Raw genomic sequence first — 17,832 nt, forward strand, 5'->3', positions numbered from 1 at the left:
GTTCACATGGCTGATATTTTACTAAAAAATATAGTGAAACGTTACGATAAGACGGAGACGATCCATCGTATCAATCTTGAAATTAATTCTGGCGAGTTTGTGGTATTTGTCGGCCCGTCGGGATGTGGCAAATCCACGTTGCTGAGAATGATCGCTGGGTTGGAAGAGATCACGGATGGCGAAATTCATATTGATAACCGTTTAGTGAACCATTTCGACCCCGCAGAGCGAGGGATTGCGATGGTATTCCAGTCTTATGCGCTATACCCGCATATGACGGTGGCTGAAAACATGGGGTTTGGGCTAAGAATGAATGGGCACCCCAAAGCCGAAGTGGAAAAAATGGTGCGAAAGGCGGCAATGACGCTCCAACTCGAAGCATTGTTGGATCGCACACCGAAACAGCTCTCTGGCGGTCAGCGGCAGCGCGTTGCGATTGGGCGAGCTATTGTGCGCGATCCTAAAGTGTTCTTATTTGATGAACCTTTATCGAACCTTGACGCTGAATTACGCGTGGAAATGCGTTTACAGATCGCCCGGCTGCACCAGGAAATGCGTAATACCATGATTTATGTGACGCACGATCAAGTGGAAGCAATGACGCTGGCGGATAAAATCGTGGTACTAAACAAAGGCGACATTGAGCAGGTCGGCACGCCAATGGATCTATACCATAAGCCAGAAAATCTTTTTGTCGCTGGCTTTATCGGTTCGCCTAACATGAATTTTCTACCCGGTGAAGTGATACAGGTTGAAGGAAATAACGTGAGTATATTGATCAATACGCTCAATACACTTTCCGTTAATGTTGCCAATCACGGGCTGCAAATCGGACAAAAGATTACCGTGGGTATTCGGCCTGAACACCTGAGTATTGATCCAAATGGCGGCGATGTCAGCCTGTCAATCAATAGTGAGGTAACCGAAAGGCTGGGTAATGCCACGTATATATTTGGTGCTTATTCTGGCGTTAATCATTTCAAGGTACATTTGTCGGGTGACAACAGTATTGTTCCCTACTCAACGATTCCGCTTACGTGCCGTAGTGAACATCTGCATTTTTTTGATGAAAATGGAAAACGAATTAATTAAAAAATAACGGCCTGTAATGATGAGATTTGCTCCATAAAATATATGACGTAAAGGGAATAATCATGAAGTTAACCAAGCGGCGATGAAAATTAGCTGCTTGGTTTCTTATGTGAAATTTATTTTTATAAATATCGACCTCTATTTTTGAATCTGTACCTGGGTATTTATGTAATAAATACCTTTTAAGCGTGTTACCTCAAGGAGAAATGAATGAAAAAGAATAATTATTCAGGAATCATCTCTGTATTGTTAATGCTGTTTATCGGGTTCATGTTGGCCAATCTGGCGAAAGCGGCGCAGCCGTTTGCTTATGGCGCGGATATTGGCTGGGTAAAGCAATTAGAAGATCGCGGAGTCACCTGGCGTGATGATGCAGGAACGCCGCGCGATGTATTACAGATATTGCGCGATCACGGCATTAACGCTGTACGGTTACGCATTTTCGTTAATCCCGACCCCAGTGCGCTATGGCATAAAGATAATACGACCTGGACGATGCTTGGCTATACAGATAAAACCCGTGTGGTGGATGCCGCGCAGCGCGCCAAAGCGATGGGAATGCGCGTCATGGTAGATTTCCACTACAGTGATGTTTTCGCAGATCCGGGTCATCAAATAAAGCCAGCCGCGTGGGCGAACTACAATCTGAGCCAATTAACGACGGCCGTTTATAACCATACACATGAAGTGATGACTGCGCTGATTTCCGCAGGCGTGACGCCGGAATGGGTACAGGTTGGTAACGAAATGAACCCCGGAATTTTACTCCCGGAAGGAAGCACAAGCCGGTTTGCTAATTTAACGCAGCTACTGAATGCGGGCTATGATGCGGTTAAAGCGGTCAGCCCTTCCTCTAAAGTGATCAGCCATCTGGCGCATGGGAATAATAATTCGAATGCTCGCTGGTTTTTTGACAATTTCCTCACTACGCACGGTGGGAAAACCGATGTGATTGGCTTTTCATTTTACCCCTATTGGGAGGGGAAAAATTATTGGGAACTCACTGGCGCACTGGCTAGCAACCTCAATGATATGGCGAGCCGCTATGGTAAGGAAGTCATGGTCGTTGAAGTCGGCGGTTTGGAAACTAACCCGACAGACAGTTACTGGACGATTAGGGATACGATTAATCTTGTTAAAGCGGTGCCGGGAAATAAAGGGATCGGGGTTTTTTATTGGGAACCAGCGGGCAATGCAAAGGTGTTACCGGATGGCTACGCTTTAGGCGCGACGACGCAAGTTTCAACCAATGTATTGCAATTTACCCGAGCACTGGATGCGTTTGCCGAATCACAAATCAATTTTATCAACGGAACCCGCTATAAGATCGCTAATCGACATAGTGGCAAATCACTGAATGTTGTGAGCGGTTCGCGTGAAGACGGCGCATGGGTTGAACAATACAGTGACGGCAACTGGGACAGCCAGCGTTTTTATTTTAACGCGATTGGTAATGGTTACTTCAATCTGGTGAATGTGAATAGCGGAAAGTATATTGATGTTAATTTCAGTGCCAATGAGGATGGTGCGCAAATTCTCCAAATGTATAACACCGGCCATTTTAGCCAGCAATGGCTGATTTTGGATGCGGGCGATGGCTATTATAAAATCATGAACAGGAACAGTGGGAAACTTTTGGATGTTAACAGCCGTTCAACAGAGAACGGGGCATCCGGTATTCAATGGCATGATAATGGGGGATGGAATCAGCTGTGGAAAATAACCGCTAATTGACGCTCTCTGGCCGCGTAATGTCCTTGCGTGGCCGCTTTATTTGTAAGAGTAGGAAAGATAAGTGGACGTATTATAAAAGGGCATCGTTAAGTGTGAAACTTTCGCGCCAGACCATCTCATAGCCCAGTTGTACGTGTTTCTTGTAATAGCGTCCCGCTACCAATTCTAAAAACAGATCGACGGCGGCCTCGCCCATTTCAGCGGGATAGAGTCGCATGGTAGTCAGGCTTGGGTTGAGGTGTTGGGCAGTAGGAATATCATTCATGCCAATCACTTTGATTTGCTTAGGGATGGAAATGCCTTTTTCTTGCAGCGCGCGGTAGACGCCAATAGCGATAATATCTGTTGCGGCGAACACAACATCGGGCCACTCTTTTTGTTGCAGTAATTCATTCATCGCCTGATAGCCGGACTCAATACAGAATAGCTGGCTAACTTTACATCGTGATTCGCGATAGATACCGTGTTCTTTTGTTATTTCTTGAAATACATGCAGCCGGCTCTCATTATTCCCTATAAATGCAGGGCGCTGAGCACCGCTATTAACGATGTAATGTAATACCTCGCGTGCTGCCGCTTCCCGATCAAAAAGCACGGCGTCACATTTTTTATCGAGGGGGGCCGAGTCGATAAAAATCAGATTCTTATTTAATGCGTAAATTAAGGCAATATCGTTATCGCTAAAGTGACCAACACAAATGATGGCCTGTGCCTGAGCTAAGGTGTTGCTATTGGATGATAAATTTGTGGTGAATATATTTCGCAACGAAATATTAAAATCATGGCAGCGGTTTTCAATGCCAATACGCATTGCGGTGAAATAAGGATCGTTGAGTTCTTCTGAAGGCGTGAGAAAGTGGACGACGGCGAGATTTAATAAATTATCGTTATCCATTTTGAAATGGGAGCGTACAACAATGGCGTGCTCTGACTTTTTTTTCTGCTGTTTACGCTGTGTGGGCGATAAATATTCCAGTTCGTGGGCAATTTTTTTGATGAGTTGACGCTTTTCTTTGGTGACCGACAGACTGGGATCGTTATTAAGCACGCGAGAAACGGTTGATGCAGCCACTCCTGCTTTTTGGGCGATATCTCTAATCGTTGTCACAAAAAATGTCCATAATTTGTCTATGAGACTGATATTAGCGAATGCTTAATTAATTTAAAATGCTAATTATTCAAAAGTACGATTAAACCTTCAGAAATGCGACGAGGTCACTGACCCGCAGCCGTAATATCCTAAATCATTCGAGTTACGTGACAAAACAGTTCGTTTTGAACGCCGCTTGCGGCAGCCTTTCAGCGGGAAGCTCGGCCATGAGCCGAGTATTGCCAACGCACAAGCAGCTTGAAGTATGACGGGCATAAATCATGCCCTAATCACAGCACGGTTGAGAAAAAGGCCTGCGTACGACGGTTTTGCGGGGCGTCCAGTACCTGTCTGGCTGGGCCGGTTTCGACAATTCTGCCGTTTTCCATAAACACGATGTTATCGGCGATCTCACGGGCGAAGCCGATCTCGTGCGTGACGATGACCATCGTGATACCGGAATGTGCCAGCTTCTTAATCACCTGAAGCACTTCGCCAACCAGTTCCGGGTCTAATGCCGAAGTGGGTTCGTCAAAGAGCATCACCTGCGGATTCATGGCGAGGGCGCGGGCAATCGCGACCCGCTGCTGTTGGCCACCGGAAAGCTGGTGCGGCCAATCGTCGGCTTTCTCCGCGAGTCCAACTCGTCGCAGCAGCGAATACGCCTGATCGAGCACCTCCTGCCGTTCACGTTTTTTAACGCGCAGCGGGGCATCGCTCACGTTTTGCAGCACGGTACGATGAGGGAACAGGTTAAAGTGCTGAAACACCATACCCATCTTGCTGCGCTGGGCTGCGACCTGTTTGTCACTCAATTCATAGAGTCGATGGCCTTTTTGCCGATAGCCAACCAGCGTGTCGCCAACGCAAATGGTGCCGCCATCGAGTTTTTCCAGGTGGTTAATACAGCGCAGCAGCGTGGATTTACCCGCACCGGATGGACCCAGAATCGCAGTGACCGATCCGGCCTGCATCTGCAAATCGATGTCATCTAAAATCAGGTTTCCCGACAGGAATTTACGCACATTTCGCAGTGTGATGGGCTCGCCCATAGTTGCCTTTCCTTCATCATTCATTGAGAGCATGACTTTGGTCACCCGCCGATTCAGGTGCCGGGGGACTCGCTGGGCTGCTGCCGGTTCGCTGGCTGAGCGCGTTGGGTAAGCCTTGCAGCACGTGGTTTACGGCTTCTACCTGGCTTGCTACGCTTGAGCGTGGAACGGCCGAAATAGCGTTCAACATAGTATTGGCCGACAGAGAGCATGGAGGTCAGCAGCAGATACCAGATAGTGGCAACCAGCAGTAGCGGGATGACTTCGTAGGTTCGCTGATAAATGATCTGTGCCGAATACAGCACATCCTGAAGCGAAATCACGGAAACCACCGCCGTGGTTTTCAGTTGGCCGATGACCTCGTTGCCTGCGGGAGGCAGAATGGCGCGCATCGCCTGCGGCAGAACGGTGTAGAAGAATATTTGCGGTTTACGATATCCCAGCGCGCGGGCTGCTTCTAACTGACCGGGGTTGACGCTTTGAATGCCCGCGCGAACGATTTCCGCTGCATAGGCAGACTGGTGCATGACCAGCGCCAGCACGGCGGCATTAAACGGGCTGATGAGCGTATTGCCGGGAATGCTGAAAAGTTCGCCGACAAACGGCAGCGAGAGCGAAATCGTTGGGTAGAGCGCTGCAATGTTATACCAGAGAAACAGCTGCACCAGCGTCGGGACGCCACGGAAGAACCAGGTGTAGCCCCAACTGACCGCCACCAATACGGGGTTGCTGGACAGACGCATCAGCGCCAATATCGTGCCGCCACCAAAGCCCAACACCACCGAAATGGCGGTCAGTTTCAGCGTCATGATGACGCCCTGAAGAATGGAGTCCTCCGTAAAACTGTCCACAACGACCCGCCATTCGAAACGGGGATTGTTCAGCACGGAATGGGCGATTGCGCCTAACAGCAGCAGAACCAGCAGGGCGCTGATCCAGCGCCCGTAGTGTCGGTTGGCAACGATGTGCAGTTCCTGCTGCGGCGAGGAAGTACTCATCCGAAGATCTCTGCGTTACGTTTCGCCTCAGGGACTGCGCCGTAGCCGATGTCCCACTTATCCAAAATCTTCTGGTAGGTGCCATCTTTAATCAGCGAATTCAGCGCCGCCTGAACCGCGTCTTCCAGAGCCGAGTCTTTAGGGAACGCAATGGAAACAGGGGCATCGTTAACGGCGATATCACCGCTGATGGTCAGCCGTTTTACCTGACTCACCTGATAGCGTAACCCTTCATAAGGGCCGAAGAACAGCGGTACGCGTCCGCTGATCACCGCCTGTACGCCTGATGGACGATCCGGGAAGATCGCGATTTTGATCGCGTTTTTCTGTTCTGCGACGCACTGCTTGTCGGCTTCCTGCAAGCGCAGTAGCTGAGTGGTACCCGCTCCCGCCCCCACTTCTTTACCGCACAGCACGCTGAGGGAGGTAAAAGGCGCGACGTTAGCGTCTTTCAGGGAAATGATGGCCAGTTTTGACGCGTTGAAATAGCCGATGAAATCGATTTGCTCAAGGCGCTTTGGCGTCGCATTGATATTCGACAGCGCCACATCGTAACGGCCTGATTTCAGACCGGGGATGATGTTGTCGAACCCGCCGGTATCGTTCCAGTTCACCGGTACGCCCAGCCGGTCACCAATCGCGTTCATGATATCGATCTCGCGGCCTGCCAGTGTTTTATTATCTTCCTGATAAAAGGTGGTTGGCGGCGTATTGGGGTTGGTGCCCGCAACAATAAAGCCTTTTTGCAGGACGGCCTCTGGCACTTTGGCTTTTAAGGCTGAATCGGACTGAACCTGAAAGGTGCGAGTGGTGGGAACATTTTGATCGGCAGAAAAGGCCGGCGGCAATACGCCAAGCATAAGTAATGGGAAGGCAAACAGAGGTTTTTTCATTGTCTTTACCTGGGTTAACTAACATGCCTTTCTTCATAAGACATGGAAAAATAAATGGGTTTTTCTTATCAAAAGAAAAGGGCTTATACGGTATGTGATGTGCCAAACGGCATTTTTTGACACCTTTTCTCTTTTAATCGTCAGGGTAAAACAGGACAAATAAAAAAAGGTTATAAGTTATAAACGAGCGGTTTTGTTACTTTTGTTATTGGATTACAGGAGAGTGGAATAGATCTTTTACCATGATAAACAGAATGATAGCGTTTATTTCTCTATTCGCTTGACTGGATTGAAGGCTAAAGAATAAATATCGAAAAGCAAAGACAAACAGAACATATACCCGAAAGATTACTGGTGATAATGGCAGAAATCTTGCCCAATAGCGGCGTTTCGCCCAGCTATTGAGAAGGGATTATTTTTCCGGTGTGATGCGGACGATATGAATAATCAGGTACAGCATTTCATCGTTAGAAATGTCGATATTGAGCAGGTTGTGAATATAGTCTTTGATCAGTCGACTGCATTTATAGGCATCGGGGTATTCTTTGGTGACCTGCTCAAAAATAAAGTCATCATTTGAATGAATCAGGCTATTTTCCAACAGACGCTGAATAAAGAATTGCATGTGCGTCAGGAAGCGGGAGTAGTTAATCGACTCTTTATCAATCACGATATGGAAGTTGTACTGGATGATATTAAAGATATCTTTCAGCATCTTGACCGACTGGAGCGTGTTTTCCATATTCTGGACGTCGGTTTGGGCGTTGACTAAATGAAACGCGATATTGCCTGCTTCTTCTTCGGGCAATTCCAGCTTCATCTGTTGGTTAATGTCGTTGAGTGCCCGCGAGGCAATCGCGAATTCCTGCGGATAAAACCGCTTTACCTCATAAAGCAGACGATTTTGTATGCTGATGCCTTTGCGATAGCGCTCAATCGCAAAACTGATATGGTCGATCAGCGTAAAAAAGACCTGCTCGCTCAAGCGACCATGAAGCTGCCGGTTCGCATCATCAATAATCTTATTCACGATGTGAACATATTCTTCCCCAACGTGCTCAATCAGACGAGCAAATTCGCGTGGCGATGTACCATCCTTGAGAATAAAGGTCTTCTCAATTTTGGCCGGATCGAGAATATCTCCGGTCTTGCTGTTAAAGCCGATTCCTTTCCCCATAACAATGATTTCGTTGTTATCTGCATCGGAAGATAACACCAGGCTATTGTTCAGTATTTTTATTGCTTTTATCGGTTCAGCCATCATGCGTTTCTTAAGTGATTCAGTGGGAAAGTCAGTGGGATAAGCCTGCCCCCTAATTTGTCACGTTGCGGGAAATAGGCTTCCTGCAACGTGACATATCCGGCGTCGTGCTCATCCCCGTTTTAACAACGTGTACTGGATATCGGTATCACGGGACGCTGGGAAATAAGCGCGCTCCATTTGATTCTATGACACCTTGATACCAGTAAAAACTTTTCTTTTTGATGCGGCGCAGATCTTTCAGATCAAATTCGTCGCGGTTCACGTAAATAAACCCGTAGCGTTTACCGTAGCCCTGATGGGTGCTGACCACATCGATCGCCGACCACGGGCAATAGCCAATAAGATCAACGCCATCGCTGATGGCGAGCTGCATCTGTTCAATATGGCGAGCAATAAAATCGATGCGGTATTGATCGTCGATCGTACCGTCGGCCTCAAGCTTATCCGGCGCGCCCATGCCGTTTTCCGTAATCAGGATCGGCAGATGATAGCGTTCGTAGGTTTTCCGCAGCGTTAAGCGCAAGCCAATAGGATCGATCACCCAGCCATAAGGCGTTTTATCAACGTGCGGGTTTTCCGCTGCACGATAAACACCGGGCTCGCCCAGCATGATTTGCTGATCGCCCGCGCGGGCGCTGACATCCGACGCATCGCCTTTGCTGGCGGCAATGGTGGCGGTGGAGTAGTAGTTGATCGCCACGTAGTCGGGCTTTCCTGACTGTAGGATATCGTCATCGCCAGGTAATGTTTCCGGTGCCAGACCGCGATCTTCCAGATAACGCCAGGCCAGCGCGTTGTAGCGGCCGTGTACGGCAACATCCAGAAAACTCCAGCAGCGCAGCGTTTCCCAGTTGTGTGCGGCGATAGCATCTTCCGGTTTGCTGGTGGCCTGATACATAGACGTGGTGTTGATCGCCGGACCAATCAGGCCATTGGGCGCGAGTTCGTGACACAAGGCCATGACCTGAGCCTGCGCCAACATCATGTGGTGGTTTTGCTGATATAGCACTTTTTTAGACGGTAAAACGCCACCTTCCGGCAGGCCAATCGCACCGGGATGCAGAATCATGGTGTTCTGCTCATTGATTGTCAGCCAATATTTTACCTTGTCGCCGAAATGCGTAAACAACGTGCGGGCGTAGTGAACAAAGGCATCAATCGTGGCGCGATTCTGCCAGCCACCTTGTTCTTCAAGGCAATAAGGCAAATCGAAATGGTAGAGCGTGACGACGGGTTCGATATTGTGCGCGTTCAACTCATCAATCAGATTGTTGTAGAACGCGATACCCAGCGGATTGATGGCACCAGTGCCATCGGGAAGAATACGTGTCCAGGCGATAGAGAAGCGATAGGCCTTTAAGCCCAGCTCCGCGAAAAGCTGCACATCTTCTTTAAACCGATGGTAGTGATCGCTGGCGACGGTGAAGTCGGCAGTGTTTTCCGGGTGCTGGCATTGATCAATGATCGATGGACTTTTCCCATCGGCCTGCCAGCCACCTTCTACCTGATAAGCCGACGTCGACGCTCCCCACAGAAAACCTGCCGGGAAGTGTTTTTGCTGTTGATAGTGCATATTTTTCTCACATACAGGGAGACTGAAAAGCATTGGGCAGGGTGCCCAATGCTTTTATGGATCGTCAGGCGTTCACTTTAATGATGGCATCCATCGGGGAGATCGGCTGCGGCGCGGTGCAGACGACGCTGGCGTACTCATCGCTATTGATAATCACGACTGGCGTAACTGGGTCATAACCCAGACGCGTGATTTCATGCAGATCGAAGCTAATTAGCCTGTCGCCAGCGGTGACGCGGTCGCCCGGTTTGATATAGCCGGTAAAGTGCTTGCCGTTGAGGTTCACCGTGTCCAGACCGACGTGAATCAGCAATTCCAAACCGTTGTCAGCCCGGATGCCGATGGCGTGTTTAGACTCAAGGAACGTGATGATTTCGCCACTGACGGGCGCGACCACTTCACCGTTGTCAGGAATAATCGCCACGCCTTGCCCCAGTAATCCCTGTGAGAATACGTCATCGTTGATGTCACTCAGCGCGACCAATTTGCCGGACAACGGGCTGAGTATAGTTTGTGGTTCTGCGTGGCTTTCTGCGGCCTGCGTTTTTTGCGCGGTATTGGCTGCCGGTGTCGCTTGGCGTTGATCTGCCTGAGCCGAGTCGGTTTGGGCACTGTCAGTTTCATCCACCGGATCGTCGAATCCCATGATCCAGGTGAGCGCAAACGTGACGACAATTGCAATGGCACAGGTGATCAGAGCATGGACGATGTTCATCGGGTTTTCACCAATGAAAGCAGGCAGCGCTGCTAGCCCCGGTGAGACGAAGGCGTAGCGAACCAGCCCGGCTAAACCGGCATAGATACCCGCGCAGCCCCCGCCAATCATGGCGGCAATCAGCGGTTTCTTCAGTTTCAGCGTCACCCCGTACAGGGACGGTTCGGTGATCCCCAGCAGCGCGGTGAAGCCCGCCGAAGAAGCCAGCTGTTTCAGATTCTTGTTCTTGGTTTTAAACGCGACGCACAGCGTGGCGGCACCCTGAGCAATGTTGGAAGCCAGCATGCCAGGCCCGTTGATCATCTCGAAGCCGTTACGGGTAAGCTGCGAGGTGGCAATTGGCGTCATCGCCCACGCTGTGCCGGTGATCACCAGAAACGGTTGCAGGCCACCCATCAGCATCGGGATTAACCAGCTTGCCTTGCCGTCAATGATGGCCGCGCCGCTGGCGACCAGATCGTTGAGGAAAATACCGAAAGGCCCAATCACCACTAACGCCAATGGCGCGGTAAACAGCAGCACGATCATCGGTTTGGTGAAGAAGGTGATCATCGATGGCGAGACTTTTTCAGCGAATCTCTCGATGTAGGACATGATCCACACGGTGAGAATGATCGGTAGCACCGATCCGGCATAGTCCGCCAACCGTACCGGTATACCGATAAAGCTGATGGGCCCGCCTGATGCTAACAGCTGAGCCAGATTCGGGTGCAGCAATGCACCAGCAATCGTCATCGCCAGAATTGGGTTACAGGCGAACTTGATGGAGGCACCGTAAGCCAGCAGCACGGGCAGGAAGAAAAAGGCCGCATCAGAGATGGTATCCAGCAAGCGATAGGTCGTGCTGTCGGCAGAAATTAAGCCAGTCAACTTGAGGATTGCCAGCAGTGCTTTGATCATCCCTGCGCCGGTAATTGCCGGAATGACGGGGGTGAAGGTGGTGGAAATCACGCTGATGATTTGCGTAAAAATGCCGCCTTTTTTCTGCTGCTTGTTGCCAGCATTGCGCTGGCTGTTCATCTCGCCAATCTCATTCAAAATTGCCCGGTAGGTGACTTGAACGTCGTTGCCGATCACCACCTGAAACTGTCCGCCACGATCGACCACGCTGATGACGCCGGGAAGTTTAGCAATCGCTTCTGCCTGTACGGCATGGCTGTCGTTGAACTCGAAACGTAAACGAGTGGCGCAGTGGGTCAGTTTACTGACGTTCTGCTTGCCGCCGCTCAACGCGAGGATGTCGACTCCAAGTTTTTGATAATTCATTTTTTGATAATCCATCGTTTTACCCTGTGTTGACGCCAATTAGGCCAAAAAAAAAGACCAAAATAAAAATGCACCTCTTAAAAAGAGGAAATGCATTTTTACTTTGGTCTTGCCTGCCGAAGCAGTAGCACGCCGCGATAAAAATAGGCTGGTGCAACTTGTGGTGTTGCGCCGCAATATCAGCATGCGGCGCTGGAGTCATGCAATGTGCTCAGGTGAATTAATTGATCTGGATCACAAACAATAGTGCGATTTGCGATCCTTTTGTGCACAGTATCGCAGTCTCAGTTCATCGTAATGTGATGGCATCACAGCTTTACTTTAGCAGTGCTGTCCCGCGCGATTTCTCTCTACAAGTCATCTGATTGTTGAACAAAAAACCATCAAATAAAATAACTATATTAACCAGCATTCCCCCGCAGTTTTTGCCATCCTCGTTAGTTTCGTCATTCGCAAACACTATACTGGGTACTCTTGACCCTACAGACACAACACAACAAAACCGAAAAGGTACATAAAATGGATGAACAGCTAAAGCAAAGCGCCCTTGATTTCCACCAGTATCCGATTCCCGGAAAAATTCAGGTTTCCCCGACGAAACCGCTGGCGACACAGCGCGATCTGGCGCTGGCCTATTCCCCTGGTGTCGCGGCTCCCTGTCTGGAAATTGCGGCAGATCCGCTGGCCGCCTACAAATACACCGCGCGCGGCAATCTGGTTGCCGTTATCTCTAACGGGACGGCCGTTCTGGGCCTCGGCAATATCGGTGCACTGGCCGGTAAACCGGTGATGGAAGGCAAAGGCGTCCTGTTTAAAAAATTCTCCGGCATTGATGTTTTCGATATCGAAGTCGACGAACTGGATCCAGACAAACTGATCGACGTGATCGCCGCGCTGGAGCCGACGTTCGGCGGTATCAATCTGGAAGACATCAAGGCGCCTGAGTGCTTCTACATCGAGAAGAAACTGCGTGAGCGCATGAAGATTCCCGTCTTCCACGACGATCAGCATGGCACCGCGATCATCTGTACCGCCGCCGTTCTGAACGGCCTGCGTGTAGTCGAAAAAAATATCTCCGATGTGCGTCTGGTCGTGTCCGGTGCGGGTGCGGCGTCTATCGCCTGTCTTAACCTGCTGGTGGCGCTGGGTCTTCAGAAGCACAACATTGTGGTGTGCGATTCGCGCGGCGTGATTTTCCACGGCCGTGACGAAAATATGGAAGAAACCAAGGCCGCTTACGCGATTGAGGATAACGGTGCTCGCAAGCTGGCTGACGTGATCCCTGATGCGGATATCTTCCTCGGCTGCTCTGGCCCCGGTGTACTGACGCCGGAGATGGTGAAAACCATGGCACCGCGTCCGCTGATCATGGCGCTGGCTAACCCGGAACCAGAAATTCTGCCGCCGCTGGCGAAAGAAGTGCGCCCGGATGCGATCATCTGTACCGGTCGTTCGGATTACCCGAATCAGGTGAACAACGTGCTGTGCTTCCCGTTCATCTTCCGTGGCGCGTTGGATGTTGGCGCGACCACGATTAACGAAGAGATGAAACTGGCCTGCGTGCATGCGATTGCCGATCTGGCGCTGGCGGAGCAGAGTGAAGTGGTTGCCTCTGCCTACGGCGATCAGGAGTTGTCGTTTGGCCCGGATTATCTGATTCCAAAACCGTTCGATCCGCGCCTGATCATCAAGATCGCACCCGCGGTGGCGAAGGCGGCGATGGATTCCGGCGTGGCGACGCGTCCGATCGAGGATTTCGATGCCTATGTCGAAAAACTGACCCAGTTCGTCTACAAAACCAACCTGTTCATGAAGCCGATTTTTGCACAGGCGCGTCAGCAGCCGAAGCGTGTCGTCTTCGCTGAAGGTGAAGATGCGCGCGTGCTGCACGCCACGCAGGAACTGGTGACGCTGGGTCTGGCGTTCCCGATTCTGATTGGTCGTCCGAGCGTCATCGAAATGCGTCTGCAAAAGCTGGGGCTGCAACTGACCATCGGTAAAGATTTCGAAGTGGTTAACAACGAATCCGATCCGCGCTTCAAAGCATACTGGAGTGAGTATTTCGAACTCATGAAACGTCGCGGCGTGTCGCAGGAAAAAGCGCAGCGCGCGGTGATCGGCAATCCAACGCTGATCGGGGCCATTATGGTTCACCGTGGCGAAGCGGACGCGCTGATTTGTGGCACGATTGGCACGTATGAAGAACATTTCGATGTGGTTGAGAAAGTGTTCGGCTACCGCGAAGGCGTGCAGGCTGCGGGGGCGATGAACGCGCTGATGCTGCCGAGCGGCAACACCTTTATCGCTGATACCTACGTCAATGCAGATCCAACGCCGGAACAGCTGGCGGAAATCACGCTGATGGCGGCAGAAAGCGTACGTCGTTTCGGTATCGAACCGAAGGTTGCACTGTTGTCGCACTCCAGCTTTGGCACCTCGGATTCCCCAACGGCACAGAAGATGCGTGCCACGCTGGCGCTGGTCAACAAGCTGGCACCGGAACTGGAGATCGACGGTGAGATGCACGGCGACGCCGCACTGGTGGAAGCCATCCGCCGCGAGCAAATGCCGGACAGCCCGCTGAAAGGCTCAGCTAACATCCTGATCATGCCGAACATGGAATCTGCGCGTATCAGCTATAACCTGCTACGCGTTTCCTCTTCAGAAGGGGTGACGGTAGGGCCGGTACTGATGGGTATTTCAAAACCGGTACACATCCTGACGCCGATTGCCTCCGTACGCCGGATCGTGAACATGGTCGCACTGGCGGTGGTAGAAGCACAAACTCAGCCGCTGTAAGTTATTTCCAGTCATATAGACGAACCCAGCCAGAAATCGGCTGGGTTTTTTTACTCTCTTAGTTTATCGACCAAATAGTCGCTTAAAAACATAGAACCAATAAAGCAAAACGCAAAGGCGGGGAATGCGATATTTTCTGGGAGTAAATAGGTGACCATGAGAAGAGAGATAATCCAGAGAATAAACGTCAGTATCATCGAAAGAATATCGAATAAAACAGATTTCACAGCCTTCAGCATAACGTCATCATCCTTAAATGACTTTTCCTTTTAATCGCTTACAACATATTACTTGCTTACAACATAGCACGTTGTTTTTAGCAGAACATGGTCTTTTTTCATATGGTGGTATAAGTGAAATCAATGGAATAATTTTCGTTTTATGCCATGATCTCGCCTCGTCTTTCGGGGGAGACTCCCCGGACTCGATAAAAAAACCAACGAGCGAATATCGGCTATGGCAATACGCGCAGTGAACGAAAATACAGTAGAAAAAAGCGGTACAGAAAAGCGTCTTCCTTCGCTGTTTGGCGGGTCGATGATTATTGCAGGAACGATCATTGGTGCCGGGATGTTTTCCCTGCCGGTGGTGATGTCGGGTGCCTGGTTTTTCTGGTCATTTGCCGTGTTGGTGTTTACCTGGTTTTGCATGTATCACTCGGGGTTAATGATACTGGAAGCTAACCTGAATTATCCGACGGGGGCCAGCTTCGATACGCTGACCAAAGATCTGCTGGGTAAGCGCTGGAATGTGATTAACGGCATATCGATTGCCTTTGTTCTTTATATCCTGACTTACGCCTATATCTCGGCGAGTGGCTCAATCATCCATCACACGCTTGCTGAGATGTCGATCGATTTCTCCGCCCGCGTCGGCGGCTGCCTGTTTGCGCTGTTTGTCGCGTTGACCGTTTGGTGGAGCACCGCGGCGGTGAGCCGCATGACCGCTTTTTTTCTGGCGGCAAAAGTACTGACCTTTTTCATGACGTTCGGCAGTCTGCTGTGGAACGTTAAGCCGGTTGTTTTACTCAATGTTGCGGAAGAAGCGCCCAGCTATCTTCCGTATGTGCTGATGACGCTGCCATTTTGCCTGGCCTCTTTTGGCTTTCATGGCAACGTTCCCAGTCTGGTGAAGCATTACGGCCATAAGCCACAGGTCATCAAGCGTTGCCTGTTTATTGGCAGCGTTCTGGCGCTGGTGATGTATGCCATCTGGTTGATTGGCACGATGGGGAACATTGCCCGCCCTGATTTTATCGGGATTGCGGAGCGGGGCGGTAATATTGACGTGCTGGTGCAGACGCTGGGTAGCGTGTTGAACAGCCCCTATCTGGACGTGTTGCTCACCGTCTTTTCCAACTTCGCCGTCGCCTGTTCATTTCTTGGGGTAACGCTGGGGCTGTTTGATTATCTGGCTGATTTACTGAAGTTTGACGATAGCCGACTGGGAAGAGCCAAGACGGCGCTGGTGACCTTTCTGCCGCCAATTATCGGCGGTCTGCTCTATCCGAACGGCTTTATTTATGCGATTGGGTTTGCCGGATTGGCAGCCACCGTATGGGCGGTGATCACGCCTGCGTTGCTGGCCCTTGCGTCGCGTCGCCGCTTCGGTAGCCCGCTGTTCCGCGTGCGGGGCGGCAATGCGATGGTTGCGCTGGTGCTGCTATTTGGTATCGGCACCGCGCTGATACATGTGCTCTCGAGTCTCGATCTGCTGCCAGTTTATCGCTAAGTCATATCGCCATCCTGCTTTGCTAAAACAGAAGGGATGAGATAGTTAATGTTGGTTGCTTGAGCCTGTTTTTAGGAAAAGCACGGGGATGAGGTTCCCGTAGGGATAGCTCGCCCCACGATCGTTCCGTGTATCTCGATGTTTTGACGATCGGTGGTCTACGGAAGGGGAATCAGGCAGAGCGTTACGGCTTTTTCGACTGCTGCAACCACTTGTCCAGTTCATTAGCGAACTGCTGACGGTCCCGCTGGTTTAATGCGCTAGGGCCACCGGTTTGTATCCCGCTGGCGCGCATGGTATCCATAAAATCCCGCATGTTCAGCCGTTCCCGAATGGTATCCGGTGTATAGCGCTCTCCACGCGGATTCAACGCGATGCCGCCTTTTTCTATCACTTCTGATGCCAGCGGAATATCCGCAGTGATCACCAGATCACCGACTTCAACGCGTTGCACAATCTCATTGTCGGCGACGTCAAAACCCGCTGAGACGCGCAGCGTGCGAATAAAGCGCGACGGCGGCACTTTGATGGTCTGGTTGGCAACCAGTGTGACCTGTGTTTGCGTGCGATCTGCCGCGCGAAATAGCACTTCTTTGATGACGTTAGGACAGGCGTCGGCATCGACCCAAATCTGCATGACTTATGTTTCCTTGTTGTGCGTGTGATTTTCTGACAGCCAGTCTTTAGCCGGTAAAAAATCTTGATACAGTAGGGCTTCCGGGCTACCCGGTTCAGTCTGATGCTGGTATTCCCAGCGTGCTAGCGGTGGCATGGACATCAAAATTGACTCGGTGCGTCCACCGCTTTGCAGGCCAAACAGCGTCCCGCGATCCCAAATCAGGTTGAATTCTACATAGCGACCACGGCGATAGAGCTGGAATTCGCGCTCGCGTTCTCCCCACGGCAGATCTTTACGCCGTTCGACGATGGGCAGATAGCCATCGAGGAACCCGTTACCGACGGCACGGATGAAGGCGAAACTGGTAGCAAAATCTGGCTCATTGAGATCGTCGAAAAAGAGTCCGCCGATACCGCGCGCTTCGTTACGGTGCTTGAGGAAGAAGTAATCGTCGCACCACTTTTTATAGCGCGGGTACACATCGTCACCGAACGGTTGGCACAGGTCGTGTGCAGTCTGATGCCAGTGCACCGCGTCCTCTTTGAAACCATAATAGGGCGTAAGATCGAAACCGCCGCCAAACCACCACACCGGCTCTTCTCCCGGTTTCTCGGCGATGAACAAGCGCACATTGGCATGGCTGGTGGGAATGTAAGGGCTAAGCGGATGAATCACCAGCGACACGCCCATTGCCTGAAAGCTGCGGCCCGCCAGATCGGGGCGGTGGGTGCTGGCTGAAGGTGGCAATGATTTGCCGGTCACGTGGGAAAAGTTGACTCCAGCTCGTTCAAAGATGCGCCCGCCGGACAGCACGCGACTGCACCCGCCGCCGCCTTCGGCACGCAGCCATTCATCTTTGGCGAAATCGGCTCCGCCATCAAGCGCTGCAAGCTGCTGGCAGATATCTTCCTGTAAGCTAAGCAAAAAATGTTTTACCGCATTGACGTCAGACATAGTGGGCATCTCGTTTCTTTGGCGATGGAGCGCAATAATAAAGGCGGGCAGT

Annotated in this window: 13 protein-coding genes; 4 read left to right on the forward strand and 9 right to left on the reverse strand. The window is 50.9% G+C overall.

All coding sequences use genetic code 11. From position 1 onward, the window contains the following. Window positions 1-6 precede the first annotated feature (6 nt). Both EO763_RS03900 and EO763_RS03905 read left to right on the forward strand, forming a co-directional pair. The gene (locus EO763_RS03900) at window positions 7-1,092 is read left to right on the forward strand and encodes an ABC transporter ATP-binding protein (protein ID WP_161528148.1); all 1,086 of its coding nucleotides are present in this window, start codon (window positions 7-9) and stop codon (window positions 1,090-1,092) included. A 210-nt stretch (window positions 1,093-1,302) separates the two neighbouring features. Continuing rightward, window positions 1,303-2,826, forward strand: a complete 1,524-nt coding sequence (locus tag EO763_RS03905) for a glycosyl hydrolase 53 family protein (RefSeq protein ID WP_161528149.1) — start codon at window positions 1,303-1,305, stop codon at window positions 2,824-2,826. 70 nt (window positions 2,827-2,896) lie between these two features. Here EO763_RS03905 and EO763_RS03910 read toward each other — a convergent pair whose 3' ends face one another. The 7 genes from EO763_RS03910 to EO763_RS03940 form a co-directional block, all read right to left on the reverse strand. Then, window positions 2,897-3,934: a LacI family DNA-binding transcriptional regulator gene (locus tag EO763_RS03910; protein ID WP_161528150.1), complete on the reverse strand. Its 1,038-nt coding sequence runs from the start codon at window positions 3,932-3,934 to the stop codon at window positions 2,897-2,899. A gap of 272 nt (window positions 3,935-4,206) precedes the next feature. After that, window positions 4,207-4,968: an amino acid ABC transporter ATP-binding protein gene (locus EO763_RS03915; protein ID WP_161528151.1), complete on the reverse strand. Its 762-nt coding sequence runs from the start codon at window positions 4,966-4,968 to the stop codon at window positions 4,207-4,209. Between the two features lie 53 nt (window positions 4,969-5,021). After that, the gene (locus tag EO763_RS03920; protein ID WP_161528152.1) at window positions 5,022-5,966 is read right to left on the reverse strand and encodes an amino acid ABC transporter permease; all 945 of its coding nucleotides are present in this window, start codon (window positions 5,964-5,966) and stop codon (window positions 5,022-5,024) included. Further along, entirely contained in the window at window positions 5,963-6,859 is an 897-nt protein-coding gene (locus tag EO763_RS03925; RefSeq protein ID WP_161528153.1) for an ABC transporter substrate-binding protein, read from the reverse strand. Before EO763_RS03925 ends, EO763_RS03920 begins: the two co-directional genes overlap by 4 nt. A gap of 412 nt (window positions 6,860-7,271) precedes the next feature. After that, the gene (gene licT / locus EO763_RS03930; protein WP_010302054.1) at window positions 7,272-8,120 is read right to left on the reverse strand and encodes a BglG family transcription antiterminator LicT; all 849 of its coding nucleotides are present in this window, start codon (window positions 8,118-8,120) and stop codon (window positions 7,272-7,274) included. Between the two features lie 148 nt (window positions 8,121-8,268). Next, window positions 8,269-9,696 (reverse strand): glycoside hydrolase family 1 protein, encoded by a 1,428-nt coding sequence (locus EO763_RS03935; protein ID WP_161528154.1) that lies wholly within the window; start codon window positions 9,694-9,696, stop codon window positions 8,269-8,271. A gap of 64 nt (window positions 9,697-9,760) precedes the next feature. After that, on the reverse strand, window positions 9,761-11,677 hold the full coding sequence (locus EO763_RS03940; RefSeq protein ID WP_161528155.1) for a beta-glucoside-specific PTS transporter subunit IIABC: 1,917 nt from the start codon (window positions 11,675-11,677) through the stop codon (window positions 9,761-9,763). A gap of 519 nt (window positions 11,678-12,196) precedes the next feature. On the opposite strand from EO763_RS03940, the gene maeB reads away from it, so the two are divergent. Continuing rightward, window positions 12,197-14,476 (forward strand): NADP-dependent oxaloacetate-decarboxylating malate dehydrogenase, encoded by a 2,280-nt coding sequence (gene maeB, locus EO763_RS03945; protein WP_161528156.1) that lies wholly within the window; start codon window positions 12,197-12,199, stop codon window positions 14,474-14,476. 456 nt (window positions 14,477-14,932) lie between these two features. Next, window positions 14,933-16,207 carry a tryptophan permease gene (mtr, locus tag EO763_RS03950; protein WP_161528157.1) on the forward strand — a complete coding sequence of 425 codons (1,275 nt, stop codon included), beginning with the start codon at window positions 14,933-14,935 and terminating at the stop codon, window positions 16,205-16,207. 184 nt (window positions 16,208-16,391) lie between these two features. On the opposite strand, the gene EO763_RS03955 is transcribed toward mtr, so the two are convergent. Together EO763_RS03955 and hemF are read right to left on the reverse strand one after the other, a co-directional pair. Beyond that, the gene (locus EO763_RS03955) at window positions 16,392-16,844 is read right to left on the reverse strand and encodes a YaiI/YqxD family protein (RefSeq protein ID WP_039543556.1); all 453 of its coding nucleotides are present in this window, start codon (window positions 16,842-16,844) and stop codon (window positions 16,392-16,394) included. A gap of 3 nt (window positions 16,845-16,847) precedes the next feature. Then, a complete protein-coding gene (gene hemF, locus EO763_RS03960; RefSeq protein ID WP_161528158.1) occupies window positions 16,848-17,780 on the reverse strand; it encodes an oxygen-dependent coproporphyrinogen oxidase in 933 nt (310 codons plus the stop codon). Window positions 17,781-17,832 lie beyond the last annotated feature (52 nt).

This window comes from Pectobacterium odoriferum, assembly GCF_009931295.1.
Taxonomy (GTDB): Bacteria; Pseudomonadota; Gammaproteobacteria; order Enterobacterales; family Enterobacteriaceae; genus Pectobacterium; species Pectobacterium odoriferum.